31 protein-coding genes are annotated in these 26,684 nt (G+C 63.9%); 17 read left to right on the top strand and 14 right to left on the bottom strand.

The features are described 5' to 3' along the window. Positions 1–35: 35 nt before the first annotated feature. Complete coding sequence (locus RB2654_RS06195; RefSeq protein WP_008329676.1) at positions 36–440, bottom strand: hypothetical protein; 405 nt, start codon at positions 438–440, stop codon at positions 36–38. Positions 441–528: 88 nt separating this feature from the next. Further along, positions 529–1,731: a pyridoxal phosphate-dependent aminotransferase gene (locus RB2654_RS06190; protein WP_008329675.1), complete on the bottom strand. Its 1,203-nt coding sequence runs from the start codon at positions 1,729–1,731 to the stop codon at positions 529–531. A 79-nt stretch (positions 1,732–1,810) separates the two neighbouring features. On the opposite strand from RB2654_RS06190, the gene RB2654_RS06185 reads away from it, so the two are divergent. The 3 genes from RB2654_RS06185 (at position 1,811) to RB2654_RS06175 (ending at position 3,042) form a co-directional block, all read left to right on the top strand. Further along, positions 1,811–2,200, top strand: a complete 390-nt coding sequence (locus tag RB2654_RS06185) for a helix-turn-helix domain-containing protein (RefSeq protein WP_008329673.1) — start codon at positions 1,811–1,813, stop codon at positions 2,198–2,200. Continuing rightward, positions 2,197–2,457 (top strand): FAD assembly factor SdhE, encoded by a 261-nt coding sequence (locus RB2654_RS06180; protein WP_008329670.1) that lies wholly within the window; start codon positions 2,197–2,199, stop codon positions 2,455–2,457. The genes RB2654_RS06185 and RB2654_RS06180 overlap by 4 nt, the downstream gene beginning before the upstream one ends. A gap of 87 nt (positions 2,458–2,544) precedes the next feature. Continuing rightward, positions 2,545–3,042: a MarR family winged helix-turn-helix transcriptional regulator gene (locus RB2654_RS06175; protein ID WP_008329668.1), complete on the top strand. Its 498-nt coding sequence runs from the start codon at positions 2,545–2,547 to the stop codon at positions 3,040–3,042. A gap of 207 nt (positions 3,043–3,249) precedes the next feature. Here RB2654_RS06175 and RB2654_RS06170 read toward each other — a convergent pair whose 3' ends face one another. Both RB2654_RS06170 and RB2654_RS06165 read right to left on the bottom strand, forming a co-directional pair. After that, entirely contained in the window at positions 3,250–4,038 is a 789-nt protein-coding gene (locus tag RB2654_RS06170) for a DUF1194 domain-containing protein (protein ID WP_050771939.1), read from the bottom strand. Beyond that, the gene (locus RB2654_RS06165) at positions 3,977–5,323 is read right to left on the bottom strand and encodes a tetratricopeptide repeat protein (RefSeq protein WP_148912597.1); all 1,347 of its coding nucleotides are present in this window, start codon (positions 5,321–5,323) and stop codon (positions 3,977–3,979) included. The genes RB2654_RS06170 and RB2654_RS06165 overlap by 62 nt, the downstream gene beginning before the upstream one ends. Positions 5,324–5,566: 243 nt before the next feature. Here RB2654_RS06165 and RB2654_RS06160 point away from each other — a divergent pair, with 243 nt between their 5' ends. The 4 genes from RB2654_RS06160 (at position 5,567) to RB2654_RS06145 (ending at position 7,827) form a co-directional block, all read left to right on the top strand. Next, complete coding sequence (locus tag RB2654_RS06160; protein ID WP_008329663.1) at positions 5,567–6,385, top strand: thymidylate synthase; 819 nt, start codon at positions 5,567–5,569, stop codon at positions 6,383–6,385. Beyond that, on the top strand, positions 6,385–6,864 hold the full coding sequence (locus RB2654_RS06155; RefSeq protein WP_008329662.1) for a dihydrofolate reductase: 480 nt from the start codon (positions 6,385–6,387) through the stop codon (positions 6,862–6,864). The genes RB2654_RS06160 and RB2654_RS06155 overlap by 1 nt, the downstream gene beginning before the upstream one ends. A gap of 94 nt (positions 6,865–6,958) precedes the next feature. Further along, positions 6,959–7,363, top strand: coding sequence for a hypothetical protein (locus RB2654_RS06150; RefSeq protein WP_154653308.1), 405 nt, complete (start codon positions 6,959–6,961; stop codon positions 7,361–7,363). A 65-nt stretch (positions 7,364–7,428) separates the two neighbouring features. After that, complete coding sequence (locus tag RB2654_RS06145) at positions 7,429–7,827, top strand: DUF2177 family protein (protein ID WP_040884479.1); 399 nt, start codon at positions 7,429–7,431, stop codon at positions 7,825–7,827. A 65-nt stretch (positions 7,828–7,892) separates the two neighbouring features. Here RB2654_RS06145 and RB2654_RS06140 read toward each other — a convergent pair whose 3' ends face one another. Further along, positions 7,893–8,099 carry a cold-shock protein gene (locus RB2654_RS06140; RefSeq protein ID WP_008329657.1) on the bottom strand — a complete coding sequence of 69 codons (207 nt, stop codon included), beginning with the start codon at positions 8,097–8,099 and terminating at the stop codon, positions 7,893–7,895. 167 nt (positions 8,100–8,266) lie between these two features. Between RB2654_RS06140 and RB2654_RS06135 the strand changes: the two genes are divergently transcribed. Then, entirely contained in the window at positions 8,267–8,590 is a 324-nt protein-coding gene (locus RB2654_RS06135; protein WP_008329655.1) for an arsenate reductase family protein, read from the top strand. Here RB2654_RS06135 and RB2654_RS06130 read toward each other — a convergent pair. From RB2654_RS06130 to thrS, 5 genes are all read right to left on the bottom strand, one after another. After that, positions 8,563–9,108 (bottom strand): DoxX family protein, encoded by a 546-nt coding sequence (locus RB2654_RS06130; RefSeq protein WP_008329654.1) that lies wholly within the window; start codon positions 9,106–9,108, stop codon positions 8,563–8,565. The genes RB2654_RS06135 and RB2654_RS06130 overlap by 28 nt on opposite strands. Beyond that, entirely contained in the window at positions 9,105–9,821 is a 717-nt protein-coding gene (locus tag RB2654_RS06125; RefSeq protein ID WP_008329653.1) for an HvfC/BufC N-terminal domain-containing protein, read from the bottom strand. Before RB2654_RS06125 ends, RB2654_RS06130 begins: the two co-directional genes overlap by 4 nt. A 102-nt stretch (positions 9,822–9,923) precedes the next feature. Continuing rightward, positions 9,924–10,775, bottom strand: a complete 852-nt coding sequence (gene bufB, locus RB2654_RS06120; RefSeq protein ID WP_008329651.1) for an MNIO family bufferin maturase — start codon at positions 10,773–10,775, stop codon at positions 9,924–9,926. A gap of 68 nt (positions 10,776–10,843) precedes the next feature. Next, entirely contained in the window at positions 10,844–11,158 is a 315-nt protein-coding gene (locus tag RB2654_RS06115) for a BufA1 family periplasmic bufferin-type metallophore (RefSeq protein WP_008329643.1), read from the bottom strand. A 196-nt stretch (positions 11,159–11,354) separates the two neighbouring features. After that, positions 11,355–13,304, bottom strand: coding sequence for a threonine--tRNA ligase (thrS, locus tag RB2654_RS06110; protein WP_008329642.1), 1,950 nt, complete (start codon positions 13,302–13,304; stop codon positions 11,355–11,357). Between the two features lie 140 nt (positions 13,305–13,444). Here thrS and RB2654_RS06105 point away from each other — a divergent pair, with 140 nt between their 5' ends. The 3 genes from RB2654_RS06105 to RB2654_RS06095 all read left to right on the top strand — a co-directional run bounded on the left by RB2654_RS06105 (position 13,445) and on the right by RB2654_RS06095 (position 16,219). After that, a complete protein-coding gene (locus RB2654_RS06105; RefSeq protein WP_008329641.1) occupies positions 13,445–14,701 on the top strand; it encodes an MFS transporter in 1,257 nt (418 codons plus the stop codon). 67 nt (positions 14,702–14,768) lie between these two features. Beyond that, positions 14,769–15,512: an alpha/beta fold hydrolase gene (locus tag RB2654_RS06100; protein ID WP_008329640.1), complete on the top strand. Its 744-nt coding sequence runs from the start codon at positions 14,769–14,771 to the stop codon at positions 15,510–15,512. Beyond that, positions 15,509–16,219, top strand: coding sequence for an alpha/beta fold hydrolase (locus RB2654_RS06095; RefSeq protein ID WP_008329639.1), 711 nt, complete (start codon positions 15,509–15,511; stop codon positions 16,217–16,219). The genes RB2654_RS06100 and RB2654_RS06095 overlap by 4 nt, the downstream gene beginning before the upstream one ends. A 61-nt stretch (positions 16,220–16,280) precedes the next feature. Here RB2654_RS06095 and phaZ read toward each other — a convergent pair whose 3' ends face one another. Continuing rightward, entirely contained in the window at positions 16,281–17,576 is a 1,296-nt protein-coding gene (gene phaZ / locus RB2654_RS06090; RefSeq protein ID WP_008329638.1) for a polyhydroxyalkanoate depolymerase, read from the bottom strand. 109 nt (positions 17,577–17,685) lie between these two features. Here phaZ and RB2654_RS06085 point away from each other — a divergent pair, with 109 nt between their 5' ends. From RB2654_RS06085 to RB2654_RS06060, 6 genes are all read left to right on the top strand, one after another. Continuing rightward, positions 17,686–19,482, top strand: coding sequence for a PHA/PHB synthase family protein (locus tag RB2654_RS06085; RefSeq protein ID WP_008329637.1), 1,797 nt, complete (start codon positions 17,686–17,688; stop codon positions 19,480–19,482). 145 nt (positions 19,483–19,627) lie between these two features. Beyond that, positions 19,628–20,071, top strand: coding sequence for a phasin family protein (locus tag RB2654_RS06080; protein ID WP_008329636.1), 444 nt, complete (start codon positions 19,628–19,630; stop codon positions 20,069–20,071). A gap of 201 nt (positions 20,072–20,272) precedes the next feature. Beyond that, complete coding sequence (phaR, locus tag RB2654_RS06075; protein WP_008329635.1) at positions 20,273–20,833, top strand: polyhydroxyalkanoate synthesis repressor PhaR; 561 nt, start codon at positions 20,273–20,275, stop codon at positions 20,831–20,833. Between the two features lie 42 nt (positions 20,834–20,875). Continuing rightward, positions 20,876–21,835 carry a LysR family transcriptional regulator gene (locus RB2654_RS06070; protein ID WP_008329634.1) on the top strand — a complete coding sequence of 320 codons (960 nt, stop codon included), beginning with the start codon at positions 20,876–20,878 and terminating at the stop codon, positions 21,833–21,835. After that, the gene (locus tag RB2654_RS06065) at positions 21,832–22,368 is read left to right on the top strand and encodes a dihydrofolate reductase family protein (RefSeq protein WP_008329633.1); all 537 of its coding nucleotides are present in this window, start codon (positions 21,832–21,834) and stop codon (positions 22,366–22,368) included. The genes RB2654_RS06070 and RB2654_RS06065 overlap by 4 nt, the downstream gene beginning before the upstream one ends. A 254-nt stretch (positions 22,369–22,622) precedes the next feature. Further along, a complete protein-coding gene (locus tag RB2654_RS06060; RefSeq protein ID WP_008329632.1) occupies positions 22,623–23,042 on the top strand; it encodes a PACE efflux transporter in 420 nt (139 codons plus the stop codon). A gap of 56 nt (positions 23,043–23,098) precedes the next feature. Here RB2654_RS06060 and RB2654_RS06055 read toward each other — a convergent pair whose 3' ends face one another. From RB2654_RS06055 to RB2654_RS06045, 3 genes are all read right to left on the bottom strand, one after another. After that, positions 23,099–24,322 (bottom strand): DegT/DnrJ/EryC1/StrS family aminotransferase, encoded by a 1,224-nt coding sequence (locus RB2654_RS06055; RefSeq protein WP_008329631.1) that lies wholly within the window; start codon positions 24,320–24,322, stop codon positions 23,099–23,101. A gap of 214 nt (positions 24,323–24,536) precedes the next feature. Next, entirely contained in the window at positions 24,537–25,898 is a 1,362-nt protein-coding gene (locus RB2654_RS06050; protein ID WP_008329629.1) for a glutamine synthetase family protein, read from the bottom strand. Further along, positions 25,898–26,575 carry a type 1 glutamine amidotransferase gene (locus RB2654_RS06045; RefSeq protein WP_008329628.1) on the bottom strand — a complete coding sequence of 226 codons (678 nt, stop codon included), beginning with the start codon at positions 26,573–26,575 and terminating at the stop codon, positions 25,898–25,900. Before RB2654_RS06045 ends, RB2654_RS06050 begins: the two co-directional genes overlap by 1 nt. Positions 26,576–26,684: the final 109 nt, after the last annotated feature.

Here is a 26,684-nt window from a genome sequence, read left to right as displayed (position 1 = left end):
CAGCGGGTCGTGCCGGGCGTCAGCCCGGCGCGAAATCAGTCTTCCCGCATCAATCGCTCGGCCTTCTTGCGCACCAGTAGCGTGCGCAGGTCGTGCATGGCCATGAGAAGCGAATCCGTCACCATCTCAAGGTGATGATCCTCGGCCCGCGTCTGCACCCAATGCGCGGTGTGGTTCAGCGTGTCCACGGCGCGCAGGATGTCGTCGACCTCGCGCGCCGACAAAAGCTCCTGCCGCTCGGCAAGCCAGTCGGAGATCGCGGCCATGTCCTGATTGGACAGGGTGCGGTCGCCATGGGCCTTGATGTCGCCGTTCTTGGTGTTGACCACGGCGATCTGGTCCATCTCGATCCGGCGATGCCGGTTCTGGGTGTCCACCTTGAACACGAAGGCGCCGTTTTCACGGACGCGAAAATAGTATTCGGGAAGTTCGCTCGACATTTTTACTTGTTACTCCTGCGCGAGGCATTTGTAACGGGTTGGTTCAGAACCGACCAGCGCAACAGTGCCCTGCCGCAACGTCAATGTCTCAGGACAGCGCGGCGCAGAACGACTGTATGCGCTCGCAGGCCGTGGTGAGTTGTTCGTCCGACGTGGCATAGCTCACCCGGAAGTTGGGCGAGACCCCGAAGGCCGCGCCGAAAACGACGGCCACGCCGGTCGCCTCGAGCAGCTCCTTGCAGAAGGTTTCGTCATCTTCGATCACCGTGCCGCCGGGTGTGGTCTTGCCGATGCAGCCCGCGATGGACGGATAGACGTAGAACGCCCCCTCGGGTGTCGGGCAATCGATCCCCTCCGCCGCGTTCAGCATTCTGACCACCAGATCGCGGCGGCGCTGAAAGACCTTGGCGTTCTCGGCGAGGAAATCCTGCGGGCCGTTCAGCGCCTCGACCGCCGCCCACTGGCTGACGGTGCAGGGGTTCGAGGTCGACTGCGACTGGATCTTGCGCATCGCGTCGATCAGGAATTTCGGCCCCGCGCCGTAGCCGATGCGCCAGCCGGTCATCGCATAGGCCTTGGAGACGCCGTTCACGGTGAGCGTGCGCTCGTAAAGCCCCGGTTCGATCTGGGCGGGCGAGAAGAACTCGAAATCGTCGAAGACGAGGTGTTCGTACATATCGTCCGACATCACCCAGACATGGGGATGGCGCATCAGCACATCGGTCAGCGCCTTCAGCTCGTCGCGGGTATAGCCCGCGCCGGTTGGATTGGACGGCGAGTTGAAGATCAGCCACTTGGTCTTGGGCGTGATCGCGGCGTCGAGCTGCGCGGGCGTCATCTTGAAGCCCGTGTCGATCCCGCATTCCACCGTCACCGGATCACCGCCCGCAAGCAGCACCATGTCCGGATAGCTCACCCAATAGGGGGCCGGGATCACCACCTCGTCGCCGGGATTCAGTGTCGCCATCAGGGCGTTGTAGAGGATCTGCTTGCCGCCGGTGCCCACGCTGATCTGGTTCGGCTGATAGGTCAGCCCGTTCTCGCGCGCGAACTTGGCGCAGATCGCCTGTTTCAACTCCGGCATCCCGTCGGGGGCTGTGTATTTCGTCTTGCCCGCATCCATCGCCGCCTTGGCCGCGTTCTTGATGTTTTCCGGCGTGTCGAAATCCGGCTCGCCCGCGCCCAGACCGATGACGTCACGCCCCGCGGCCTTCAATTCCTGCGCCAGAGTTGTTACTGCAATGGTCGGCGAGGGTTTCACGCGGTCAAGCGTCGCGGAGAGGAGTGTCATGGTCGCATCCGGGTCAGAGACTGGGTTGCGTTCGTCCTACGCTCGCCCCGACATGCGATCAAGCGCGAAGGGAGGCGTCATGGACGACGACTGGTATTCCGAGGACAACGCGACATTCGGCGACCGGCTGGCCGGGGCCCGCGAGGCCGCGGGACTGACCCAGAAGGAACTGGCCAAGAAGCTCGGGATCAAGACCAAGACCCTTGCGTCATGGGAAAACGACGTGTCGGAACCGCGGGCGAACCGGCTTCAGATGGTGTCCGGGCTGCTCAGTGTTTCGCTGGGCTGGCTGCTGACGGGCGAGGGCGAAGGCGTCGACCCGCCGGGCACGGAGACCGAAATGTCGCGGGATGCGCGGGCGCTTTTGCTTGAACTGCGCGAGGTTCAGGCGGATATCACGGACGCGACGAAACGCATGGCGCGGCTGGAAAAAGGTCTGCGCAAGCTGATGGAGGATGCGGGCGCGTGAACGAGACGGCGGAGAACCGGTTGAAGCGGATGAACATGCGCTCGTGGCGGCGCGGGACCAAGGAGATGGACATGATCCTCGGCCCCTATTCCGACGACCGGCTCGCCACGATGGATGCCGCCGACCTCGACCTCTACGACGCGCTTCTGCTCGAGAACGATCAGGACCTTTACCAGTGGGTGTCGGGGCAGGTGCCCGCGCCCGAACGGTTCGCGGGCCTGATCGCGACGATCGCGGACCACGCGGCCGCCAAATAGGCGCTTTCGGAATTCGGCCGATCTTTAACCGAATATTCTGTTCTTTCTCGCAAAACTCCGTCGGACTGGAATTCGACGGAGACGGGCATGAGCATTCACAGCCAGATCGAGACCGGGGTGGGCACCGGGTTCATGACGCAGTACCTTGACGTGCTGTCACTGGTGGAGAGGCTGCATCGCCTGCTGCTCGACGTCATCAAGGACGAGTTCGAGCGGTTGGGCATGTTGGAGATCAACGCGGTGCAGGCGCTGCTGTTGTTCAACATCGGCGACAACGAGGTGACGGCGGGCGAGTTGAAATCGCGCGGCTACTATCAGGGCTCAAATGTGTCCTACAACTTCAAGAAGCTGGTGGATATGGGATACATGCACCACCAGAGGTCCGAGATCGACCGCCGGTCCGTCCGCGTCAAGCTGACCGGGAAGGGCTGCGAAATCCGCGACGTGGTGGCCGATCTGTTCAAACGCCATGCCAAGGGGCTGGAGGATCGCGCGGTCCTCTCGCTCGACGGGATCGAAGAGATCAACAGTTCGCTCAAACGTGTGGAACGCTATTGGACCGACCAGATCCGCTATATCTATTGATCGCCGCCAAAAGGTGCGCCTGCGGCGCGCGGGTTTGCGCCGACCCGCCTTCGGCAGGTCGTCGCGATGGGCGCGGTTGGTGTGTCAGGGCGTAAGGTCCGGGTGAGGCGCGCGTGTCTGTCGGGCAGGGGGCCAGCCCCCTTGGCCTCATTTGCAGGCAAATGAGACCCACCCCCGAGGTTTCCGGAAACAGAGAAGGGGGGTGGGTCAGCCCTTGTCCGGCACTTGGTCGGGGGCAAGCCCGCCCACCGCCAGCGCGTCGATCTCGCGCAGGAGTTTGCGGGTCATGGCGCGGGTGTAGTCCTCGAACCCTTCGGCGGGTTCGACGAAGGCGCCGGGCCCCCGGATCACGAGGTTTTCGAAATAGCTCATGAGGTCTTCGTCGCCCGGCCCGGCGCCCATCGAATCGATGGTGTTGATGACGAGCGCGTTGACCGTCACGCCTTCGAGTTGCGCGAGATCGCCAAGATCCTGCGGGCGCGGGCCTGTGTTCGACTTGCCGTCGCCCGACACGTCGATCGTGCCTTTCCAGCACGCAGGGCCGTTCTTCAGCGCCGTCGCGGCCACGGCGATCGCGGTGCCGAGCGCGGTCGACGGCGGTGAGGGGCTGCGCCCGGTGCCGCGAAGCGTCCCGGCGATGGCGTTCAGGGTCGGGGCGTCGGTCACGAGTGTCCAGTCGACGAGGGTATTCTGGAACTGCGGACCGCTCCATTCGAAGATGTGGAGCGCGATGGGCGCCGCGCCGGGGGCGAGGATCGCACGCGACACGACCGGGTCGAGCAGCGCCTGCGCGAGCCCGTCCATCTGAAGCCGGTATTCCGCACTGTCGACCGAGCCCGACACGTCGAGAGCGAGGACGAGCGCCTGACGACACGCGCCTTCCTGCGCGAGCGCGGGGGCGGCGGCGCTCAGGCCAAGCGCGAGGGCGAGCGCCCTAGAAACGCGACTGGAAGCTGAGCCCGCCCGTGAACGATGTTTGAGAGTAGAGCGGGACATTCGACCAGGACCGTTTCGCTTCCATCGTCACGACGGGCGAAAAGCCCATGTAGGAGAAATTCCGGAATTCCGCCGATACATGGCCGCTCAGAATACGGTCCTGCCGCCCCGTCGTGGAAAACGGCGAGAAGTTATACGACTTGTAGCCGTAATTGCCGCCCACCTCCAGATAGGCGCCGAGGATCGGGCGCGAAAAGCGATAGTCGATCCCCGCGCTGGGCAGGGTGTAGACCTGCGAAGCCCCGGCGGACCACGAACGGGTGTAGTTCACGCGCCCGATCACCGTGTCGCCCCAGGCGAGTTTGTGGGCATAGGCCGCGCCGATGGTGGCGACCGTTTCGGGCACCAGCCCGCCCTGCACCAGCAGGCTGCGGTCGGCGCGCGCCGAGAAGGTCAGGGCATCGCGCCCGTCGAACAGCGGAAAGGTCACGGCGGTTCCGGCGCCGAAGAAATCGGACAGTTTCGCGCCGCCGTACCAGTTGCGGCCCGCGCGCCCCGAGAATTCCAGCCGGATGCCATTGCCGACGATCTGCTGATGCGTCGCCGTCAGCGCGAGCGAGTAGAAATCGTAGTCATGGCCGCTCACCGTCGGGGCCGCGGCGGCCGAGGCGCGGTCGAGCCAGTTCATCCGCCCGGCGGCTTCGATGCCGACCGTCGTCTGGGATCGCTCGGTCTGGAAAATCCGGTAATCGAGCTTGGCCTGCGCCTCGGCGGTATACCCCGACAAGGCCCGCGCGGTCGGCGACAGCACGAAGGGGAGGCCGAAAATCTCCATCGTCGTCTCGGACGAGCCGTTGTTGATGTTGGAGTTCGGTGCGACCCCGCCGGAAAAGGTGAACCGCCACGGGTTGCGTGCGCGCACGTTGCGATAGGCCGCGACGGCCCGCTGCAACTGCTCGTCATTGGCGGCGTAGTTGCCCGCCTGACGCAACCAGAACTGCGACAGGGGATAGTTGCCGTCGAGCGCGTGCAATTCCGCGATCCGCATGCCCGAGGCGTAGCGTGCCGCCGGGATGTCGGAGGCCGTGAAGGCGGCCGTAGCGGCCTCGCGCGCCGAACGCGACTGGCCCATGGCGAAGTGGATTTCGGATTTCAGAAGCAGGGCGTCGATGTCGCGCGGATTGGCGGCGATCAGGCTGTCGGTCAGGGCCAGCGCGCGCGTGCCGTCACCGGATTTGAGCGCCTCGACGGCGGCGGGCAATACCTCGTCCCGGCTTTGCGCCTGCGCGGTCGCCCCGAGCGCCAGACAGATCGCCAGCGCCGACATGATTCTCTTACCCCACATGGGAGCGTTTCTAAAGAACGTGGGTCGTCGCGCCACCCCCCTCTTTCGGGGGCCTCGGCGACCGTTGCCTGCCTGCATGACCCAAACCAATCCCGCAATTCCTGCCTGCGCGAAACGGTAGGGTGCAGGGGGGCGCACTGTCAACGGACTGTCGGCTGGTAGTGGTTGCTTGAGCGGCAAGCCCAACATATGGTGTGGACCTGCGCCCGGCCCACCGGGCGCACAGGACAAGCGGAGGCAGCGATGCGGCAGTATCTGGATGCGTTGAAGACGGTGCTCGATCAGGGCGTGCCCTCGACCGACCGGACGGGGACGGGCACGACATCGTATTTCGGGATGCAGTGCCGTTATCCGCTGGCCGAAGGGTTCCCGCTGGTCACGACCAAGAAGCTGCACCTGCGTTCGATCGTGCATGAACTGCTCTGGTTCCTCTCGGGCGATACGAACATCGGCTACCTCAAGGAAAACGGAGTCTCGATCTGGGACGAATGGGCGGATGAAAACGGCGACCTCGGGCCGGTCTATGGCCACCAGTGGCGCCACTTCCCGAAAATCGACAGGGGGGCGGACGGCGCGCCGGTGATCGGCGAGGTCGACCAGATCGCGGATCTCGTCGAACAGATCCGCAGGTCGCCCGACAGCCGCCGCCTGATCGTTTCGGCCTGGAACCCCGGTGACGTGCCCGATATGGCGCTGCCGCCGTGCCATACGCTTTGGCAGGTCAGGATCATCGGCGGCAAGCTGCATCTGCAACTCTATCAGCGGTCGGCGGATATGTTTCTGGGCGTGCCGTTCAACATCGCCTCCTACGCGCTTTTGCAGGTGATGCTGGCCCATGTGACGGGGTACGAGCCGGGCGATTTCGTTCATTCCATCGGCGACGCGCATATCTATTCCAACCACATGGATCAGGTGCACGAGCAACTGTCGCGCACCCCGCGCCCCCTGCCGCAGATCGAAATCAAGCGCCACGTCGGGTCGATTTTCGACTTCAAATACGACGATTTCGCCTTTCCGGGATACGATCCGGCCCCTGCGATCAAGGCACCGGTGGCGGTCTGATGCTGACGCTGGTCGTTGCGCGCGCAAAGGGTGGGGCTATCGGGCGAGACGGAGATATTCCGTGGCACGCGCCCGAAGACCTGAAGATGTTCCAGCGTGAAACCCTTGGCGGCGCTTTGGTCATGGGGCGCAGAACCTGGGAAAGCCTGCCGGTCAAGCCCCTGAAAAACCGCCTGAATATCGTGGTGTCACGCGACACGGCCCTGACCGACCACGTCGTCGGCTCGGTCGAAGAGGCGATTGGGCTGGCACGCTCCGAAGGCTATACGCGGATTTACGGGATCGGCGGGGCGGGGATCTATCGGGCGCTTCTGCCGCTGGCCGACCGGATCATGGTCACCGAAGTCGATCGTGACGTGCCGGATGCCGACGCCTTTTTCCCGGATTTCGACGAAGCCGAGTGGTATCCGCTGCGCGAGGCGCGACTGCGCGATGCAGACCCTGCCTGTGTTTTGCGCGATCTGGTGCGGCGGCGCTGACGGGCGTTGCACAACTGCCATTGTGATCGGTTTGGTGAGAATGCTGCCTATTGCGGCGTTGCGCTGTTCTGGTCCAGCCCGTTAAATGAGACCCATGGGACATACTATATCTAGGGGCGCGGTCGCCATGGCGGTCGTGATGAGCATCTCGATACCGCATATGGCCTCGGCCAAGGGGTCGTGGACCTGCGGGTATGAGGATATCGCCGGGATCGAACAGGCGGAGGCGGTGCGCGAAGCCACGCTGTCGCAGAAGTTCTACGTGACCGATGATGGGCGTGTCGAAGTGGTCGAGATCGTGGTCGAAGAACGGAACACACCCTTCTGGGTCGCCATCGTCGAGGGCATCCGGGACAAGCTGGGACTTGGCGCTGACGAACGGGTGGCCAAGGCGCTTGCCGCGCGCACCGATGCGACGCGGCCGAAGCTGAACACCGAGCTGCACAACTGGTCGCTGTCGCCCCTGAAACGGGTTCGGCTCGACCAGCCGGAGTGCTGAGCTTTTTTTCATCCGGACGAACCGGCATCGCGTAACCGCTCAAGACAACGAACTTGAGGTATCCGATGCAGCCCGTCCTTCTCTATGTCATCACCGCCGTCATCTTCCTCGGCATCGATGCGGTGATGCTGAACAAGGTGATGAAGCCCTTGTTCGAAAACCACCTTGGCGACTGGCTGCAAATGCCGATCCGGGTCGCGCCCGCCGCGGTCTTCTACCTGTTCTACGTGGCCGGGCTGGTCTGGCTGGTGTCGTGGCCCGCCTTGAAGAACGGGACGCCCACTTCGGCCCTCATCAGCGGCGGGATTATCGGCGCGATGGCCTATGGCACCTATGAATTCACCAACTACGCGACGCTCAAGCTCTGGGCGCCGCAGATGGTGGCGACGGATGTGATCTGGGGCACGGTTCTGACCGGCTTTTCGGCCTGGATCGGCGTCGTGATCGTGCGCGCGATCACCTGAACCGCCTGCGCGAAACGAAAAAACCCCGCGCTACGGCGCGGGGTTTCGCAATGGGTCGAGGGCGCTCAGAGCGCCTTGAGGTCGCCCGCGCTTTCCCGGCCGTCACGGCCCGGAATCATCTCATAGGACACTTTCTGATTGTCGGCGAGGCCGGTCATCCCGGCGCGCTCGACAGCCGAAATATGCACGAACACATCCTTGCCGCCATCATCGGGCGCGATGAACCCGTACCCTTTTGTCGCATTGAACCATTTCACGGTGCCGGTGGCCATCCGTTCTCTCCTTCGATCGATCCGCCCACGGTATTGCGGCGGGGTGGTGCAGCCATAGTCTTCAGCTGCTCTTCGAGGGAGCAATCTTCTGGAAGTACTTGTCTCACGCGGTCAGAGTGAAACAAAACGGAAAAAACTCAAGAGAAGATTTTGTAAAGGGGGCTTGGATGCGCGTCTACGGGATCAAGAGCTGCGACACGGTGCGCAAAGCGATGAAAGAGCTGGAAGCCGGGGGGCATGAGCCGGTCTTGCAGGACATCCGCGAAGACCCATTGCAACCCTCTGATCTGCAAGCGTTTCTGGAGGCCTTCGGTGAGGCGCTCGTCAACAAACGCTCGACCACATGGCGCGGGCTGGACGAGGCGGAACGGGCGGGCGATCCGGCCAAGCTGATCGCCGCCCATCCCACTCTGATGAAACGCCCCGTCGTCGTCGATGGCGAGACCCGCACCCTTGGCTGGGATCAGGCGGCGAAGGCCGTCTGGCTCTGACCGCGCCAGCGGGAGAGCAGCCGGTCGAGCGACAGGGGGCCGGGTCCGATGAAGATCAGGGTGGCGAACAGCGTGATCCAAAGGAGCCGCTGGTCGAGGATCAGGCTGTCCGGCACCCGGTCGAACAGGGCGCCCAGCGTTTCGGGCTGCGACAGGGCGCCATGGCCGAAAAGGTCGGTCAGCGTCTGAACCGCGACGAACCCGATCATGCCGAGGGCCGCGAGGCGCGTCAGCAGTCCGACGATCAGAAGCGCAGGCAGAACGAACTCCGCCGCTGTGCCCGCCGCGACCACGAGCGTGTGGAAGGCGGAAAGCTGCGAGGCGTCGTAATTCACCGCCTCCATCGCCCTGGGAAAGATCTGGGCGTAGCCGTTGATCGAAATCGAGCCGCCGTCGATCTTGGTCAGGGCCGAGGCCCAGTAATACCCGGCGAGCGTGGCGGCGAAGGTCAAGCGGGCGAGCGTGCCGATCACCGGGCCTGTGGCGGCATCGAGCCTGCGGATTGCGGTCTGGATCATTGGGGCACCTCTAGGTTGACGATGGCTTTGCGCGCGATCAGGCGCGACAGCGCGGTTGCGAGATCGAGGCCGGGCGCGGCCTCGGCGGCTGCACCGAGCGATGTGGTTGCGAGCGCGCCGATGAACCGGGCCTCGGGCGCGGGGATCGGTTCCGGCAACGGGTCCCAGTCCGCTCGGGTGACGAGCACGGATTGCGCGCCCGAGGTCGGCTTGGGCGCGGTCGGGTCCATGTTGGCGCGCCAGATCGCGTGGATCGGATAGGGCGACGACAGCACCGTGACGGCGGGGGCGAGCGTGATATGGGCCCGTTCGATCCCCGGCTGGTTTAACGCCTGCGCATCCACGGCGCGCGCATCGCCCGCGTGATAGGCGCGGCGCAGGGCCAGTTCCAGCCGCGCGGTATCGGCGAGATAGGGCAGGCTGGCGGCCGGCGGAAAGGTTTTGAGGAAGGCGGGGAAGTTAGCGCCATAGGTGAAAAGGACCGGAGAGGTCGGGGGATGCGCGCGGACATAGGCACCGGCGAGCGGCGCGAAAAACGCCTCGCCCACGAGACGCCGGATCACCGGGAACCCGTCGCGCATGGCCTGCACGAGCGAGGACATCACGTTGTTGCGGTAGACATCGAAGCGGTTTCCGACGGGCGAACGATGCGGGCCGGACAGGCCGTCCGGCACGTCGTCCGCGGTGAGAAGGGCGGTGGGCCAAGGTGTCATGCCGGGGTCCTTGCCTTTGCGATCAGAATACTAGGATCCTAGAAAACTAGTATCGTGAATGTTTCGGATAACGTAATTGTATCAGTATCTTGCAGGCCGCGATTAACTCCTGACGCGCCCAAGGACGTTGGCCGCGCGCGCGGCTTCGGCCTCGAGAACCTCCCACTCAGGCACGTCGGTGTCCCATTCGATCAGCGTGGGTTTCGGCCCCATGCGCGCGATCGTTTCGCGGTAAAGCCCCCACACCGGATCGACCACTTCCGAGCCATGCGCGTCGATCAACAGCGGCGCGCCGGATGCGTCTTCGTCCGCGTCATGACCGCCCAGATGCACCTCGCCCACCGCGTGCAGCGGGAAATCGGCAAGGTAGGCGCGGGGATCGGTCTGCTGGTTCGTGCAGGCGACGAAGACGTTGTTGATGTCGAGCAGCAGGCCGCACCCGGTCCGGCGCACCAGTTCCGACAGGAAATCGGTCTCGGACATCGTCGAGGCGTCGAAGGCGAGGTAGGTCGAGGGGTTCTCCAACAGCACCCGCCGCCCCAGCGCCTCCTGCACCTCGTGAATGTGCCGCTCGACACGGGCCAGTGTGCGGGCCGTATAGGGCAGCGGGAGAAGATCGTTGAAATAGGTCCCGCCGTGCGACGACCACGCGAGATGTTCCGAGAAGCTCGCAGGATCGAGCCAGCCGATCAGGTGTTTCAGACGTGCAAGATGGTCGTGGTCGAGCGGGTCTTCCCCGCCGATCGACAACCCGACCCCATGCACCGAAATCGGAAACCGTTCCGCCAGTGCGCGCAGTTGGGCCAGTGGCCGTCCGCCATCGCCCATATAGTTTTCCGCGTGGATTTCCAGCCACTTGACCGCGCCGCTGTCACCGATCACCTCGGCGTAATGCTGCGGTTTGAACCCGACACCGGGTCCGGCTGGCAGTTTGTGTCCCGTCATGTCGAGCATCGTCCCCTCCCGACCGTTCGTTGGAAAACACGCGGGCGGCGAGAGCCGTGCCGCCCGCGCGTCGTCGATCAGCCGTCCATCGGCAGGTCGCGGTCGAGCGGCTCGAGCGAGCCCATGCGCTCCATCATGTCCTCGGTCATCGAGGCTTCGATGGTCATGTCTTCGCAGGTGCCAGCGGGGACGAGCGACCAGGCGTTGCCCTGCCAGTCGACCTTGGACGTGCCGGCGCAGGTGGTGCCGGGGCCGGCCGCGCAGCCGTTCTCGCCGGCCTTGGCGACGCCGTAGCATTTCTCCATGTCCTGCGCGTGGGCAGGCAGGGTGAGCGAGGCGAGCGCGGTTGCGACGGCGCCGGCCACGGCGGTTTTGGAAAGTTTGATGGTCAAGGGTCTGTCCTCCAGTTTGCATTCGGTTCCGCGTTCTTGCGGTGACCAATTGCTAGCCCTGAAGCCGCGTAACGGACCATTCACGGGCCCGTGCCGCGCGGCGCTGTGACGGAGTGAAACAAACGCTTTCGTGAGTTGGATGTGAAACGGGCGGCCCGATGGACCGCCCGTTCGCAAAGATATCAATGACTTACTGTCAGGCCAGATCGGGCGGGGTCGCCTCAGTCGAGAGTTCCTGTACCACTTCGTCCAGTGCCACGACCCGCGTCTGCTTCTCGCCGAGGCGGCGGAGTGTAACAGTCCGGTCCTCGACCTCCTTCATCCCGATGGCCAGAATGACCGGCACCTTGCCCGCGGAATGCTCACGCACCTTGTAGTTGATCTTTTCGTTCCGCGTGTCGGCCTCGGCGCGCACGCCCTTGGCGCGCAGCGCGTCGACCACCTCACGCACGTAATCGTCCGCATCCGACACGATCGAGGCGACGACCACCTGACGCGGCGCGATCCAGAACGGCAGCTTGCCCGCGTGTTCTTCGATCAGGATGCCGATGAACCGCTCGAACGAACCCAGTGTGGCGCGGTGGAGCATAACCGGCCGATGCTTGGCCCCGTCTTCACCGATGTAGTTGGCGTCAAGCCGCTCCGGCAGGACGAAATCGACCTGCAACGTGCCGCATTGCCAGTCGCGCCCGATGGCGTCGGTCAGCACGAATTCTAGCTTCGGGCCGTAGAACGCCCCTTCGCCGGGGTTCAACTCCACGTCGTTCGTCACCTTGTGGGTGGCGTCCAGCAGCGCCTTTTCCGCCTTGTCCCAGATCTCGTCCGACCCGGCCCGCGTGTCGGGGCGGTCCGAGAACTTGATCTTGTAGGTCGGGAAGCCGAGGTCTTTGTAGATGCCAGCAAGGAACGAAATGAACCGCTCGGTTTCGCTTTCGATCTGATCCTCGGTGCAAAAGATATGCGCATCGTCCTGCGTGAAGCCGCGCACGCGCATGATCCCGTGCAGCGCCCCCGACGGCTCATAGCGGTTGCACGAGCCGAATTCGGCCATACGCAGCGGCAGATCGCGGTAGGATTTCAGGCCCACGTTGAAGATCTGGACGTGGCAGGGGCAGTTCATCGGCTTGAGCGCGTTGACCGCCTTTTCCCGCGCATGTTCTTCGTCCACTTCGACGATGAACATGTTTTCCTGATACTTCTCCCAGTGGCCCGAGGCTTCCCACAGCTTGCGGTCGACGACCTGCGGCGTGTTCACCTCGACATAGCCGCCGCGTTGCTGCTGGCGGCGCATGTAGTCCTGAAGCACGGTGTAGATCGTCCAGCCGTTCGGGTGCCAGAACACCTGACCCGGCGCCTCTTCCTGCATGTGAAAGAGGTCCATCTCGCGCCCCAAGCGCCGGTGATCGCGCTTCTCGGCTTCTTCGAGGAAGGTGAGGTGCTTTTTCAGGTCGTCGCGGTTTTTGAACGCCACACCGTAGATGCGCTGGAGCATCGGGCGGGTCGAGTCGCCGCGCCAATAGGCCCCGGCGACCTTCATCAGCTTGAAGGCATCCGCAGGCACCTGACCCGTGTTCTGCAAATGCGGCCCCCGGCATAGATCCTGCCAGTCGCCGTGCCAGTACATGCGGATCGGCTGCCCGTCGTCCGGGATCGCGTTGACTAGCTCGACCTTGTAGGGCTCGCCGGTCTTCTCATAGTGCGCGATGGCATCGGCGCGCGACCAGACCTCGGTGCGCACCTCGTCACGGGCGTTGATGATTTCCTTCATCTTCGCCTCGATCGCGCCCAGATCCTCGGGCGTGAACGGCTCGTCGCGGTCGAAATCGTAATACCAGCCGTGCTCGATCACCGGGCCGATGGTCACCTTGGTGTCCGGCCACAGCGCCTGCACCGCCCGGGCCATGATATGCGCCGCGTCGTGACGGATCAGTTCCAGCGCCTGCGCGTCGTCCTTCATCGTGTGGATCGCGATCTCGCTGTCTTCGGTGATCGGCCACTGAAGGTCGTAATGCGCGCCGTTCACGGTCGCCGAGATCGCTTTTTTCGCCAGCGAGTTCGAGATGTCGGCGGCAATCGCGGCGGGAGTGATCCCCGCGTCGTAGACTCGCGTATTGCCATCAGGAAATGTAAGGGAAATGTGGCTCATGGCCTTTCTCCTCGTCGGTTTGGCGCCCACGGAACGCCCGGTTGCGGGTTATGTCGTGAAGGCGGTTTGACGCGCGGGGCAGGGCAAGTCAAGCCAGTGATCCGTCCGATAGCGAAGCGAGAGTAGCCAGGGGCGCGAAAATGACGAACGAAACCATCGGTGAAGCCGCCTTCGAAACGCTGGCGGGCACGCCCGAGACTCCGGCCGAGGCGCGCAACGGCATCCGCCACGTGGTGTCGCTGTCGCTGACCAAGCTGGCCGATGGTCTCATCAACCCCAAGCTGGTGCTGTCCTACCTGTTGAACGCGCTCGGCGCGCCCGCCGCGCTTGTCGCGGCACTCGTTCCGATCCGGGAAGCGGGCGCGCTGTTGCCACAGGTTTTCCTCGCGCATCGGCTGGAGCGGATGAAGATGCGGCGCTGGATGTGGGTCGTAGGCAGCGTGGGGCAGGGGATCGCGGCGGCCCTGATCGCGCTTGCCGCCCTGACGCTCGAAGGGGCGGCGGCGGGCTGGGCGTTCGTGGCCGGGATCGCGGCGCTTGCCTTGTCGCGCGCGGCCGCGTCGGTCAGCTACAAGGACATTCTGGGCAAGACGGTGGGCAAACGCCGCCGCGGCTCGGTGACGGGCTTCGCGGGGTCGGTCGCTTCGGCAGGGGTGTTCGTCTTTGCGCTGTTGCTCGTCTCCGGGTGGCTCGAAGGGACCGTGGCGCTGGCCGCGGCGGTCGGGGTGGCGGCGCTTCTCTGGGTTGCGGCCGCCGCGCTCTTTTCGACGCTGGAAGAGGAGCCGTCCGAGACCGGGCAGGGGGGCGCGGCCTTGCGCCCGTGGAAGCTCCTGCGCGAAGACGCCACGTTCGCCCGCTTCGTGGCGGCGCGGGGGTTCCTGACGGCCACCGCGCTTGCTCCGCCATACCTCGTGATCCTGTCGGGCGACGGCGAAGGCGGATTGGGCACGCTGGGCGCGCTCGTCATCGCGTCCGCCGCCGCCTCGTTCCTGTCGTCATATGCCTGGGGGCGGTTCGCGGACCATTCCTCGCGTCAGGTGCTGATCGTGGCCGGGGTCGTGGGCGCCCTTGCCATGGCCGCCGCCATCGGCGCATCGCTCACCGGGCTTGCGGCGACCGTCTGGGCCATGCCCGCCGTGCTGTTCGTTCTGATGATCGCCCATCACGGCGTGCGTCAGGGCCGCTCGACCTACCTTGTCGACATCGCGACGGACGAGAACCGAGCCGCCTATGCCGCAACGGCAAATACGCTGATCGGCGGTCTCCTGCTGATCTCCGGCGCGATCGGCGGAGCCCTGTCTTTTCTGGGTCCGATGGCCGCTCTGGGCGGTTTCGCGGTCATGGCGCTGATCGGGTCCGGGGTGGCGCTTGGGCTGAAGGAAGCCGAGGGCGCCTAACCCCCTTTCAAACCCCGTCGCGGTATTGCAGGATCGCGCAAAAGGCAGGGACAAAGGGGCAAATCGCGTGAGCGAGCCAAGCTATCACGAAACCGCCGACGGGCGGCAGATCGCGTATCACAAGACGGAAGGAAAAGGGCCGGGGGTCATCTTTCTGGGCGGGTTCAAATCCGACATGGAAGGCACCAAGGCCATCGCGCTGGAAGACTGGGCCAAGGCGCAGGGGCGTGCCTTTCTGCGCTTCGACTACTCGGGCCATGGCCAGTCGTCGGGCGAGTTCACCGACGGCTGCATCGGCGACTGGGCGGCGGATGCACGCTCGGTGATCGAGGCCGTGACCGAAGGCCCGCAGGTCTTCGTCGGCTCGTCCATGGGCGGCTGGATCGCCGCGATCCTGAGCCGCGAGATCCGCGAACGCTTTGCGGGCTTCGTCGGCATCGCGGCGGCACCGGACTTCACCGAAGACAGCATGTGGCGCGACTTCTCGGATTTCGAGCGCGCCAAGCTGAACCGTGACGGTCTGGTGCTTCTGCCGTCCGACTACGGCGACCCGTATCCGATCACCAAGAAACTCATCACCGACGGGCGCGATCAGCTTGTCCTGCGCCGTCCGCTGCCGATGAAATTCCCCGTGCGCCTGCTTCAGGGCACCGCGGATGCGGATGTCGAGCGCGACGTGGCCCTGAACCTGCTCGACCATATCGAGGGCGACGACGTGCGCCTGACCTTCGTCAAAGGGGCCGATCATCGGTTTTCCGACCCCGCCTGCCTCGCCTTGGTCAAGCGCATGGTGGAAGAGGTGCTCGCATGAAGGACGCGGTCCTTCTGGTGCCCGGCATGATGTGCGATTCACGGGTATTCGGGCCGCAGATCGAAGCCCTCTCACGCGACCACGCCGTCACCGTCGCGAACGTGTCCAAGGCGCATTCCATCCGCGAAATGGCCGCCGACGTGCTGTTTCAGGCCCCGCCGCGCTTTGCACTGTGCGGGTTGTCGATGGGCGGCATCGTCGCGATGGAGATCCTGCGCCGCGTGCCGGAGCGCGTCACGCGCCTGTGCCTGATCTCGACCACGCCGCTGACCGAGACGCCGGAGCAGGCGGTCTGGCGCGAGCCGCAGATCGTCAAGGCGCAGGCGGGCAAGCTCGAGGACGCGATGAACGAGGCGCTGTCGCCCGACAATTTTGCGCCCGGTCCGAACAAGGCCAAGACCGTCGAACTGGTGCACGACATGGCCCGCAAGCTGGGTCCGGACACCTTCGTGCGCCAGTCGCGTGCGTTGCAGCGGCGGCCCGACGGTCAGAAAACGCTGCGCACGCTTCGGGCGCCGTCGCTGGTGCTCTGCGGCGAGCATGACAAGATCACCCCGCCCAAACGGCACACGTTCATGGCGGAACTGATCCCCTATGCCGAGCTTGCCATCATCGACGACGCGGGCCATTTGCCCACGCTCGAGACGCCCGAGAAAACGAATATGGCGCTGGAAGCCTGGCTCGATTTGCCGATGACGCTGCGCTGATCCAGCCAAAGAAAAAGCGGCGCCGAAGCGCCGCTTTTCGTCAATTCCGATCGGAGAAGGGTCAGACCGCCTTCAGCGCCGGCTTGGTTTTCGCGGCCTTCTTCTTGCTGGCCTGAGCGGCGTGTTCGCCCGCGTGCTGATCCATGAAATTTAGCACGAAGGGACGGATGTTGTTGCGCCACGACTTGCCCGCGAAGATGCCGTAGTGACCCGCGCCGTCTTCGAGGTGATGGTTCTTCTTCTCGTCGGGAAGCCCCGTGCACAGGTCCAGCGCGGCGAGGCACTGGCCCGGCGCCGAGATGTCGTCCTTGGACCCTTCCACGGTCATCACGGCCACGTCGGTGATCTTGCCGATATCGACCTTGCGCCCGGCGACCACGAATTCGTTCTTCGCGATCTCGCGCTCCTTGAAGATGCGCTCGACGGTGGTGAGGTAGAATTCGGCCGTCATGTCCATGACGGCGAGGTATTCGTCGTAGAACTTGTTGTGCTTGTCATGGTCGCCCGCTTCGCCGCGCGCCACGGCCATGATCTGATCGGAAAACGCCTTAGCGTGCTTCTCTGCGTTCATGGTCATGAAGGAGGTGAGTTGCAGCAGACCCGGATAGACCGACCGGCCGACGCCCGCGTATTTGAAGCCGACGCGCTGGATCGCGGTCTTTTCCAGATAGCCCATCGTCACGCGGTCTCCGAAGTCGGTCACGTCCGTCGCCGCCGCGTCCGGGTCGATCGGGCCGCCGATCAGGGTCAGCGTCTGCGGTTGCGCCTCGGGGTCGATGTCGGCGAGATAGGCGGTTGCGGCCAGCACAAGCGGGGCAGGCTGGCACACGGCGACCACGTTGGTGTCGGGGCCGAGCTCTTTCATGAAATCGACAACATACAGGGTGTAGTCTTCGATATCGAACTTGCCCTTGGACACCGGGATGTCGCGCGCATTATGCCAGTCGGTGATATAAACTTCGGCATCCGGGAGGAGCGAGGCGACGGTCGAACGCAGAAGCGTAGCGTAGTGGCCCGACATCGGCGCGACGATCAGGATCTTGCGTTCCTTGGTCTTGCGCCCCGCGACCTCGAAATGGATCAGGTCGCCGAAGGGACGTTCGATCACCTTCTTCACGTTCACCACATGGTCGCGGCCATCGGCGCCGACCACGGTGTAGATGCCCCAGTCCGGTTTCGCGACCATCCGGGCAAAGCTCCGTTCGGTCACCTCACCCCAGGCCGAGAGCATCTTGAACATCGGATTGGGCGCGAGAGCGAACATCGGGTATTCCCCGATCGCCTGGGCGGTGGCCCCGAGCCATTGGTTCGTGTTCCGAACCGTTTCCATCAAATCGTACGTGGCAAGGTAACGCATGGTAACCCTTTCGGTTGCCCCAGCAGCCCTTCCTCAGTTAGGTTCGACAACCGGAGGACACACAGCATGATGCTGCATGTGCGAAATAACATAAGGCGGAATATTTCGCATGACAACGAATGAAGTCAACCCGAACGAAAGTAGCGAGAAACTGAAAGAGAACCTCGAACGGATCGAGGAGCTTACAGAGCGTTTCGCCGCTGCGGTTGCGAAGAAGCAGGCGATTCGTCCTGCGCTTCAGGGGCCGGGGCAGGACTATTACACCAAGTCGTTGGGTGCCTACTGGACCGAGATGATGAAGCACCCCGGCAAAGTGCTTGAAGATCAGGTGGAATTCTGGGGCAAGACGCTGAAACACGCGGTCGATGCACAGCAGGCCCTGATCGCGAACGAGGGCGTGCCGGAAGACCCGACGCCCAAAGACCCGCGCTTCCGCAATCCGCTGTGGGACACGCACCCCTATTTCAACTATCTCAAGCAGCAGTATCTCATCACCTCCGAGGCGATGCAGGACGCGGTCGAGGGGCTCGAAGGGCTCGACCCGCAGGACCGCAAGCGCGTGACCTATTTCACGCAGCAGATGGTCGACATGATGTCGCCGACCAATTTCCTCGCCACCAACCCCGACGCGCTGGAAAAGGCCATCGAAACCGAGGGGCAGTCGCTGATCGACGGGCTCGAAAACATGATCCGCGATCTCGAACGCAACGATGGCGAGCTTGTGGTGACCCTGTCGGACCCCGATGCCTTCAAGGTGGGCGAGAACCTTGGCACCGCCGAGGGTCAGGTGATCTATCGCAACCGCATGATCGAGCTGATCCAGTACAAGGCGAAGACCGACAAGGTCTATGAGCGTCCGCTCATCATCTTCCCGCCCTGGATCAACAAGTTCTACATCCTCGACCTCAAGCCCGAGAACAGCCTGATCCGCTGGATCGTCGAACAGGGCTTCACGCTTTACGTCGTGTCCTGGGTGAACCCGGATACGAGCTATGCTGACGTCGGGATGGAGGATTACGTCGAAGACGGCTACTTCGCCGCGATCGACGAGGTGCGCGCCATCACCGGGCAGGACAAGGTGAATGTCGTCGGCTACTGCATCGCCGGCACGACGCTCGCCATCACGCTGTCGCTGATGAAGAAGCGCAAGGAAGACAAGATCAACTCCGCCACCTTCTTTACCGCGCTCACCGATTTCTCGGATCAGGGCGAGGTGGGCGTGTTCCTCGACAACGATTTCGTGGACGGGATCGAAGAAGAGGTGACGGACAAGGGCGTGCTGCCCTCGCTTTATATGTCGCGCACTTTCAGCTACCTGCGCTCGAACGACCTGATCTATGGCCCGGCGATCAAATCCTACATGATGGGCAACGCGCCGCCCGCCTTCGATCTGCTCTACTGGAACGGCGACTCGACCAATCTGCCGGGCCGGATGGCGGTCGAATATCTGCGCGGGCTGTGTCAGGACGACAAGTTCGCGGGGGAGGGGAAGGGGTTCCCGATCCTCGGCACGCGCACCCGGATCGAAGATGTCGAGGTGCCGCTGTGCGCCATCGCTTGCGAGACCGATCACATCGCCGCGTGGAAAAGCTCCTACCGGGGGATGCGCAAGATGGGGTCCGAGGACAAGACCTTCATTCTGACGGAATCCGGGCATATCGCGGGCATCGTGAACCCACCGTCGAAAAAGAAATACGGCCACTACACGAACGAGGACTGGCCGGAAAACCCCGAAGACTGGCAGGCCGGCGCGGACAAGCACGAAGGCAGCTGGTGGGGCCGGTGGGGCAAGTGGCTTGCCAAGCGGTCCGGCAAGAAGATTCCGGCGCGCGAGATCGGTGATTCCGAGCATCCTGCCCTAGCGGAAGCTCCGGGAACATACGTCATCGGCTGTCCAAAGGTCTGATTTCCCAAGGTTTTGAATTTCCGGCAGAGATTTTTTGCTGCACCGCAGAAAAAGGGTTGATTTTCTGCGGTGCAGCATGCATATTCTTTGCACACGCAGAAATTCACCCCCGGGCGGTTCCGGGGAAGACCTTAGGAGATACGACATGGCTAAAGCCACCACCGACTACACCAAGATGTTCAGCGACATGATGGGCTCGTTCCCGATGGACATGTCGGCTTACGAAGGCGCGATGAAGTCGTCCGCCGCTCTGACCGAGAAAATGGCGAAGCTGACCCTCGACGCCGCCGACAAGTCGACCGAAATCTCGACCGCCTGGACGAAATCGACCCTCGCCAAGATGGGCGACCTGTCGACCGCCAAAGCGGATCCGGCCGACTACACCAAAGCCATGACCGACTTCGCTTCGGCTCAGGCTGAATCGGCTGCCGAGCACATGTCGGCCTTCGCCGAAGTCGCGAAAAAAGTTCAGATGGACACCGTCGAACTGATGCTCGCCGCCGGCAAGGACATGGGCGAAGAAGCCCAGGCCGCCGTCAAGAAGGCCACCGACGAGGTGACCAAGGCGACGAAAGCCGCCTCGAAGTAAGGAATTCTTGGTCGGCTACCTCCTCCCTGCCGACAAGATCATCCTGGCGGGCCCGTGCGGCCCGCCTTTTTTGTTGGGGAATGCGAAAGTGCCGTCGCGCCCACGCCCAAGTGAACAGTGCTTGCTTTTGGTTTCTGCACTGGCGTAGTCTTTTTTCTGCACCGCCAAAGTGCCTGAATACTGAACCGTTGGGAGGACTACGTGGCCGAAACCAAGGATCCGCTCCTCATCAAGCGTTACGCAAGCCGCCGTCTCTATAACACCGAGACGTCCGATTACGTTACGCTCGAAGATATCGCAGGCTTCATCTCCGAAGGCCGCGAAGTGCAGATTGTCGATCTGAAATCCGGCGACGACCTGACCCGACAATATCTCCTTCAAATCATTGCAGAACATGAGAGCCGGGGCGAAAGCGTCCTGCCGGTCGACGTTCTGACCGATCTCGTGCGTAGCTACACGACGCAGGCGCAGAGCATGGTGCCGCAGTTCCTGGCCGCCAGCTTCGAGATGCTCAAGGACAGCCAATCCAAGATGATGGAGAATATGTCCGCGATCCCGAACCCGATGGCGCAGGTGCCGGGGTTCGACGCTTTGCAGGCGCAGCAGCAGGCGTTCATGAAAGCCATGATGGCGAACTGGCCCGGCGCCGCCTCGGGCCCGTCCGACGACGACGCCGCGACGGATGGCGACAGCAAGGGCGAGGAACTCGACGAGATCAAGAAACAGCTCGCCGCCCTCCAGAAGAAGCTTTCCGGCATGTAAGCAAAGGCCCGGTCCGCCGGGCGCCAACATACGGGGCCGAACGTGGTCGAAACCGCCGGACGCATCACCCTTTGGGGCGTCGAAGTCTTTGCCGCCATCGCGGATGAGCGGTCGATTTCGGCGGCGGCCCGGCGGCTGGGGGCCAGCCCGTCGAGCGTCAGCCAGCAGTTGACCAATCTGGAATCCGCCGTGGGCACCGCGCTGATCGACCGCTCGGCGCGCCCGCTGATCTGCACCCCGGCAGGCGAGCTTTTCCGCCGCCGCGCCCTGACCATCATCAACGAAGCCGAACAGGCCAAGGCCGAGCTTGCGGCAGCCGACATGACCCGGCTCACGCGGTTCCGACTGGGCATGATCGAGGATTTCGACGCCGACGTGACGCCCGCGCTGCTGTCGGACCTGTCGAAAGCCTGGCCGCGCACGCAGTTCCTGCTTGAAACCGGGGCGTCGCACCGGCTGATGGACCAGCTCGAGGCGCGGGCGCTGGACGTGGTGGTAACCGCCGAGATGGGCGATCTGGCCGACGGGCACGAGATGCACCCGCTGATCGAAGAACCCTTCGTCGCCGCCGTTCCCAAGGGCAAGGTGCAGGGCGACGTGCTCGACGCGCTGCGCACCATGCCGATGGTGCAGTATTCCTCGCGTCACTTCATGGGGCGTCAGATCGCGTCGCAGCTTGCCACGCAGGATTTGCGGGTCAATCACCGCTTCGAACTCGACAGCTATCACGCGATCCTGTCGATGGTCGCCGCGGGCGCGGGCTGGACGATCCTGACCCCGCTGGGGGTGCTGCGCGCCAAACGGTTCGTGTCCGAGGTGGACATCGTCGAACTGCCGTTCCCCTCGTTTTCCCGGCGCATCACCCTGACGGCCCGGCGCGGCGGGCTGGGCGACCTGCCGGGCGATGTCGCGACACGGCTGAAGTCGCACATGGCCGACATGATCCTGAAGCCGTTCCATGCCCGCCTGCCGTGGCTGAAAGACAGGATGAGGTTGCTGTGACCACCGGCCACGTGTTCATGGCGATGAGCCTGGACGGGTTCGTGGCGCGGCCGGATCACGCGATCGACTGGCTGATGAAACAGCCGGAGGATGACGGGGACGGCGGATTTTTCGACTTCTTCGCATCGGTCGACGGGATGGTCATGGGGTCCGGCACCTTCCGCACGGTCCTTGGCTTCGACGAATGGGTCTATGGCGACAAGCCGATCCGGGTGATGAGCCACGCCCTGACGCGCGAGGACATTCCCGAGGCGCGGCGGTCCAGCGTCGAAGTCACGCGCCAAGACCCGCAGGCGCTGATGGACATGGTCGAGATCGAGGGCTGGACGCGCGCCTATATCGACGGCGGGGCGCTGGTCCACAGTTTCCTGCGCGCGGGCCTGATCGCCGACATGACGATCACCATCATCCCGATCCTTCTGGGGCAGGGCCGATCCCTGTTCGGCCCCCTCGAACGCGACATCGACCTGAAGCTCGAACATGCGGAAAAGACCAAGGCGGGTTTCCTGACGACCAGATACCGGGTGTTGTGAGGCAGCATTGGTCCCTGCGGGGACGAAAATCGGCGGGCCTCAGGCAAATGCCTCACCTCGCAAGGCGCGGGCATTCGTGACCACCAGCTTGGGCGGCGTCGTGCCCCCGATGGTTGCCATCGGGCAACCCGTCACATCGCGCATATGGCGACAGGTTGAACTCGGACGCCTAGACATCCATCTCTCGGTCATCAGGACGACCTTCCCATCATGGATCAACACCGGGACGACCCGGAAAGCACGCGGGGTTTCCCATGCGCTCGCCTCTCGATCGTCTTCGCCATGCCGTCACATTCGAACTTCTCGCGCTCGGCCTCGCCGTGCCCTTGGGCGCGGTTTTGTTTCACCTTCCCGTTCATGACATAGGTGTCGTGGGCGTGGTCAGCGCGACGCTCGCGACGCTGTGGAACCTGATCTACAACCTTCTGTTCGATCTGGTGCTGCGCTGGCGTCGTGGCACCACTGCGAAATCAATCGGACTTCGCGTGATCCATGCGGTGCTGTTCGAGGCGGGGCTGCTCGCCCTGCTGCTCCCGTTCATAGCGTGGTATCTGGGCCTCACGCTCGTCGAGGCGCTGGTCATGGATCTGGGGTTCGCGGCGTTCTATCTGGTCTACGCCTTCGCGTTCAACTGCGCCTACGACTGGCTTTTTCCGGTTCCACGACCCGCCTGACCGGCCAAGCAAAAAGGCCGCCCAAAGGGCGGCCTTTTCCAGCGTTTTCGAACCGTTTACTGCGCCGCGACCGAGGCGCTTGCGGCCTCTTTCACATCCGCCGCCGCCGCGACCAGCGCATTGGCAATGAAGTCGAGTTCCGGCTTCTTTAGGCGGACGGGAAGGCGGGTGTCACAGGCGCGCATGAGCATCTTCTTGGTGCCGGGCAGCGGACCCTGATCGCCGATGAATTCCCAGTTCCAGAAGGCGCGGGCGTTGTCGGTGTGCATCCCGAAGACCTGCACCGACACGCCGCGCACCTTCGCGGCATCCATGAAGGCGCGGGTTTCGTCGTCGGTCATGTCGACGAGGTTGAACTGGATCGAATCCGGCGCGCGGGTTTCGGCGGCCAGAGGGGCGGGCACGTCGATCCACGGGCTTTCGTTCAGCTTGGCGGCCACGTAGTCGTGGTTGCGAAGACCGTCGGTCACCCGGCGCTCGAGCTCGGGGATCTGGGGCCGGATCACGGCGGCGGACAGGTTCGACAGGCGCGTGTTGTAGAGCGGCAGCTTGTTCTGCCAGCGCCCGAACGCCTCTTCCAGCTCGGTCGTGTTGTCGCCGTGCGGGCCTTTGTGTTTCTTCCAGTTGTGCTCATAGGCACCGGACATGATGACCGCGCGGGCGATGATGTCGGCATCGTCGGTGATGAGGATGCCACCCTCGCCGGCATTCAGCATCTTGTAGGACTGGAACGAGAAGCAGCCGATCTTGCCGATCTTGCCGATCTTCTCGCCATGCCAGAGCGTGCCGAGGCTGTGGGCCGCATCCTCGACGACCGGAATGCCCTTGGCGTCGCAAAGCGCCATGATCGCATCCATGTCCGAGGTGTGGCCGCGCATGTGGCTGATGATGACCGCGCCCACATCGTCGGTCAGCTTGGTCTCGAAGTCGTCCATGTTGACGCGGTAATTGTCCATCACGTCCACGAGCACAGGCACGCAGTCGGCATGAACGACCGAGGAGGGCACGGCGGCGAAGGTGAAGGCCGGGATCAGAACCTTGGTGTCGCGCGGCAGGCCGAGCGCCTTGAGCGAGATGAACAGCGCCGCCGAGCAGGAGGCCACGGCCAGCGCATACTTGGCGCCCATCATGTCGGCGAATTCACGCTCCAGCAAAGCCACCGGCGCGTCCTGAGGCGCGGTGTAGCGGAACAGGTCGCCCGATTGCAGCAGCCGGTCGATCTCGGCGCGGGCAGCTTCGGGAATGGGTTCTGCGTCGTATACGTTGGGCCCCAGGGTCATACTCGTATCCTTTTCGGGTTTTCCGAAGGTGATATTCGGGAAAAGTGTAACACCCGCATGAAACCAAGCAAAGAAAAATGACGCGCGCGGCGGGTCAGGATACCCTGCCCACCGTAAGTGCTTGCTCGCTATAGAGGATTTCATTGGCGCAGCACCGCCCACCGGGCCCGTGCCGGGCGGCTTTCCGCAGCGGCGCGAATCGCGGTGTCGTGCCTTACACGTTCAAGAGCAGATGCTCGCGTTCCCACGGGCTGATGACCGACAGGAATTCCTGATACTCCGTGCGTTTCACGATGGAATAGACGCGGGCGAATTCCGGCCCCAGCACCTCATGCATCTCGGTGGCTTCCTCGAACAGGTCGAGCGCGGACCAGAGGTCATGGGGGATTTCTTCGTCCGCGTCATAGGCGTCGCCCCGGAATTGCGGCTCGGCCCGCACCTCGTTCATCATGCCGAGGTATCCCGAGGCGAGCGAGGCGGCCATGGCGAGATAGGGGTTCGCATCCATGCCGGTCAGGCGGTTCTCGACCCGGCGGGAGTCGGGGCCGGACAGCGGGATGCGGATGCCGGTGGTGCGGTTGTCGCGGCCCCAGGCCAGATTGATCGGCGCGGCGTTGTCGCGCACGTAGCGGCGGTAGCTGTTCACGTAAGGCGCCAGCACCGCGATGACCGAGGGCAGGTGGGTCTGAAGCCCGCCGATGAAGGTGAAGAACGCATCCGTATCGCCGCCGTTGGGGCCCGCGAAGATGTTCTTGCCGGTGTCCGTTTCCACGACCGAGTGGTGGATGTGCATGGCCGACCCCGGCTCGTCCGCGATGGGCTTGGCCATGAAGGTCGCGAAACAGTCGTGGCGCAGCGCGGCCTCGCGGATCAGGCGTTTGAAATAGAACACCTCGTCGGCGAGCTTCACCGGATCGCCGTGGCGCAGGTTGATCTCCAACTGCCCCGCGCCGCCTTCCTGTGTGATGCCGTCGATCTCGAACCCTTGGGCTTCGGCGAAGTCGTAGATGTCGTCGATCACCGGGCCGAATTCGTCCACGGCGGTCATGGAATAGGCCTGACGCGCGGCGGCGGGGCGGCCCGAACGGCCCATCATCGGCTCGATCTTCTTGGCGGGGTCGAGGTTGCGGGCGACGAGGAAGAACTCCATTTCGGGCGCGACCACGGGCGTCCAGCCCTGCGCCTTGTAAAGCTCCACCACCCGTTTCAGCACGTTGCGCGGGGAATAGGGGATCGGCTCGCCGTTGCGGTCGAAAGCGTCGTGGATCACCTGAAGCGTCACGTCCGCCGTCCACGGCGCCGCCGTCGCGGTGGTCATGTCGGGCTTCAGGATCATGTCGCGTTCGATGAAGCCCTCGTCCCCGGCCGCCTCGCCCCAGTCGCCGGTGATGGTCTGGTAAAAGATCGAATCCGGCAGGTGGAAATAGTTCTGGCGCGCGAATTTGCCCGCCGGCACCGCCTTGCCCCGCGCGATTCCGGGCAGGTCGGCGATGATGCATTCCACCTCGTCCAGCCTGCGCCCGTCGAGATAGGCTTGCGCGGCCTCAGGCAGGCCCGTTGTCCAGTCGCTGGCCATCACTTGGCCCCTTTCTTGAGGAACGCGGCCATGCGGTCGGCCAGTTCGTCGTTGTCGGTGGGTTTCGCCACGTTCGCGCGGGCCTCGTCCACGAGGGCGGGTGGCACGGCGGCGGAGCGGTGTTCGATCAGCCCCTCGATCACGTCGGCGCGAAACTCGGGGTGGGGTTGAACGGTGAGGATGGACGAGCCGATGACCATGGCGGCGTTCTTGCAGAACTCACTTTCCGCGATGACCTGCGCGCCTTCGGGCAGTTCGACCACCTGATCCTGATGCCAGGCATTGAGCGCCAGCTCGGTGTCGCCGAAATCGTAGATCTGGCGCCCGACGGACCAGCCGCCACGAAATTTCTCGACCTTGCCGCCAAGGGCCTGCGCGATGATCTGGTGGCCGAAGCAGATGCCCACCATCGGGCGGGATGACGCGGCGATGGCGCGGATCAGGTCTTCGAGCGGAGGAATCCAGTCGTGATCCTCATAGGCGCCGTGGCGCGAGCCGGTGATGAGCCAGCCGTCGCAGGTGTCAGGGCTCTCCGGGAACGCGCCATCGACCACGTTCCACGTGCGGAAAGTGAAGCCGTGACCGGAAAAGAGCCGTTCGAACATGGCGGAATAGTCGCCCGTCTCGCCGATGAGCGCGTCCGGCATGTGGCCGGTTTGCAGGATGCCGATAAGCATGAAGCCTCGATTTGATCAAATCTCGCGGCGACCCTAGCCGAGGGGCGCGAGGGCGGCAAGCGGGGTGTTTGGATTTCGAATTGGGCTTGCGCCCAATCCGGCCCATGTG

The sequence above is a fragment of the Maritimibacter alkaliphilus HTCC2654 genome, from assembly GCF_000152805.1.
GTDB lineage: Bacteria > Pseudomonadota > Alphaproteobacteria > Rhodobacterales > Rhodobacteraceae > Maritimibacter > Maritimibacter alkaliphilus.
Note: the sequence above shows the minus strand (reverse complement) of the source record. Positions and strands in the feature narration are given on the sequence as shown.

What these genes read in the sequence shown, in the direction of transcription:
- RB2654_RS06195 (WP_008329676.1), bottom strand. Translation starts at nt 440, where the DNA reads ATGTCGAGCGAACTTCCCGAATACTATTTTCGCGTCCGTGAAAACGGC.
- RB2654_RS06190 (WP_008329675.1), bottom strand. Translation starts at nt 1,731, where the DNA reads ATGACACTCCTCTCCGCGACGCTTGACCGCGTGAAACCCTCGCCGACC.
- RB2654_RS06185 (WP_008329673.1), top strand. Translation starts at nt 1,811, where the DNA reads ATGGACGACGACTGGTATTCCGAGGACAACGCGACATTCGGCGACCGG.
- RB2654_RS06175 (WP_008329668.1), top strand. Translation starts at nt 2,545, where the DNA reads ATGAGCATTCACAGCCAGATCGAGACCGGGGTGGGCACCGGGTTCATG.
- RB2654_RS06170 (WP_050771939.1), bottom strand. Translation starts at nt 4,038, where the DNA reads ATGTCCCGCTCTACTCTCAAACATCGTTCACGGGCGGGCTCAGCTTCC.
- RB2654_RS06165 (WP_148912597.1), bottom strand. Translation starts at nt 5,323, where the DNA reads ATGTGGGGTAAGAGAATCATGTCGGCGCTGGCGATCTGTCTGGCGCTC.
- RB2654_RS06160 (WP_008329663.1), top strand. Translation starts at nt 5,567, where the DNA reads ATGCGGCAGTATCTGGATGCGTTGAAGACGGTGCTCGATCAGGGCGTG.
- RB2654_RS06155 (WP_008329662.1), top strand. Translation starts at nt 6,385, where the DNA reads ATGCTGACGCTGGTCGTTGCGCGCGCAAAGGGTGGGGCTATCGGGCGA.
- RB2654_RS06150 (WP_154653308.1), top strand. Translation starts at nt 6,959, where the DNA reads ATGGGACATACTATATCTAGGGGCGCGGTCGCCATGGCGGTCGTGATG.
- RB2654_RS06145 (WP_040884479.1), top strand. Translation starts at nt 7,429, where the DNA reads ATGCAGCCCGTCCTTCTCTATGTCATCACCGCCGTCATCTTCCTCGGC.
- RB2654_RS06140 (WP_008329657.1), bottom strand. Translation starts at nt 8,099, where the DNA reads ATGGCCACCGGCACCGTGAAATGGTTCAATGCGACAAAAGGGTACGGG.
- RB2654_RS06135 (WP_008329655.1), top strand. Translation starts at nt 8,267, where the DNA reads ATGCGCGTCTACGGGATCAAGAGCTGCGACACGGTGCGCAAAGCGATG.
- RB2654_RS06130 (WP_008329654.1), bottom strand. Translation starts at nt 9,108, where the DNA reads ATGATCCAGACCGCAATCCGCAGGCTCGATGCCGCCACAGGCCCGGTG.
- RB2654_RS06125 (WP_008329653.1), bottom strand. Translation starts at nt 9,821, where the DNA reads ATGACACCTTGGCCCACCGCCCTTCTCACCGCGGACGACGTGCCGGAC.
- bufB (WP_008329651.1), bottom strand. Translation starts at nt 10,775, where the DNA reads ATGCTCGACATGACGGGACACAAACTGCCAGCCGGACCCGGTGTCGGG.
- thrS (WP_008329642.1), bottom strand. Translation starts at nt 13,304, where the DNA reads ATGAGCCACATTTCCCTTACATTTCCTGATGGCAATACGCGAGTCTAC.
- RB2654_RS06105 (WP_008329641.1), top strand. Translation starts at nt 13,445, where the DNA reads ATGACGAACGAAACCATCGGTGAAGCCGCCTTCGAAACGCTGGCGGGC.
- RB2654_RS06095 (WP_008329639.1), top strand. Translation starts at nt 15,509, where the DNA reads ATGAAGGACGCGGTCCTTCTGGTGCCCGGCATGATGTGCGATTCACGG.
- phaZ (WP_008329638.1), bottom strand. Translation starts at nt 17,576, where the DNA reads ATGCGTTACCTTGCCACGTACGATTTGATGGAAACGGTTCGGAACACG.
- RB2654_RS06085 (WP_008329637.1), top strand. Translation starts at nt 17,686, where the DNA reads ATGACAACGAATGAAGTCAACCCGAACGAAAGTAGCGAGAAACTGAAA.
- RB2654_RS06080 (WP_008329636.1), top strand. Translation starts at nt 19,628, where the DNA reads ATGGCTAAAGCCACCACCGACTACACCAAGATGTTCAGCGACATGATG.
- RB2654_RS06060 (WP_008329632.1), top strand. Translation starts at nt 22,623, where the DNA reads ATGCGCTCGCCTCTCGATCGTCTTCGCCATGCCGTCACATTCGAACTT.
- RB2654_RS06055 (WP_008329631.1), bottom strand. Translation starts at nt 24,322, where the DNA reads ATGACCCTGGGGCCCAACGTATACGACGCAGAACCCATTCCCGAAGCT.
- RB2654_RS06050 (WP_008329629.1), bottom strand. Translation starts at nt 25,898, where the DNA reads ATGGCCAGCGACTGGACAACGGGCCTGCCTGAGGCCGCGCAAGCCTAT.
- RB2654_RS06045 (WP_008329628.1), bottom strand. Translation starts at nt 26,575, where the DNA reads ATGCTTATCGGCATCCTGCAAACCGGCCACATGCCGGACGCGCTCATC.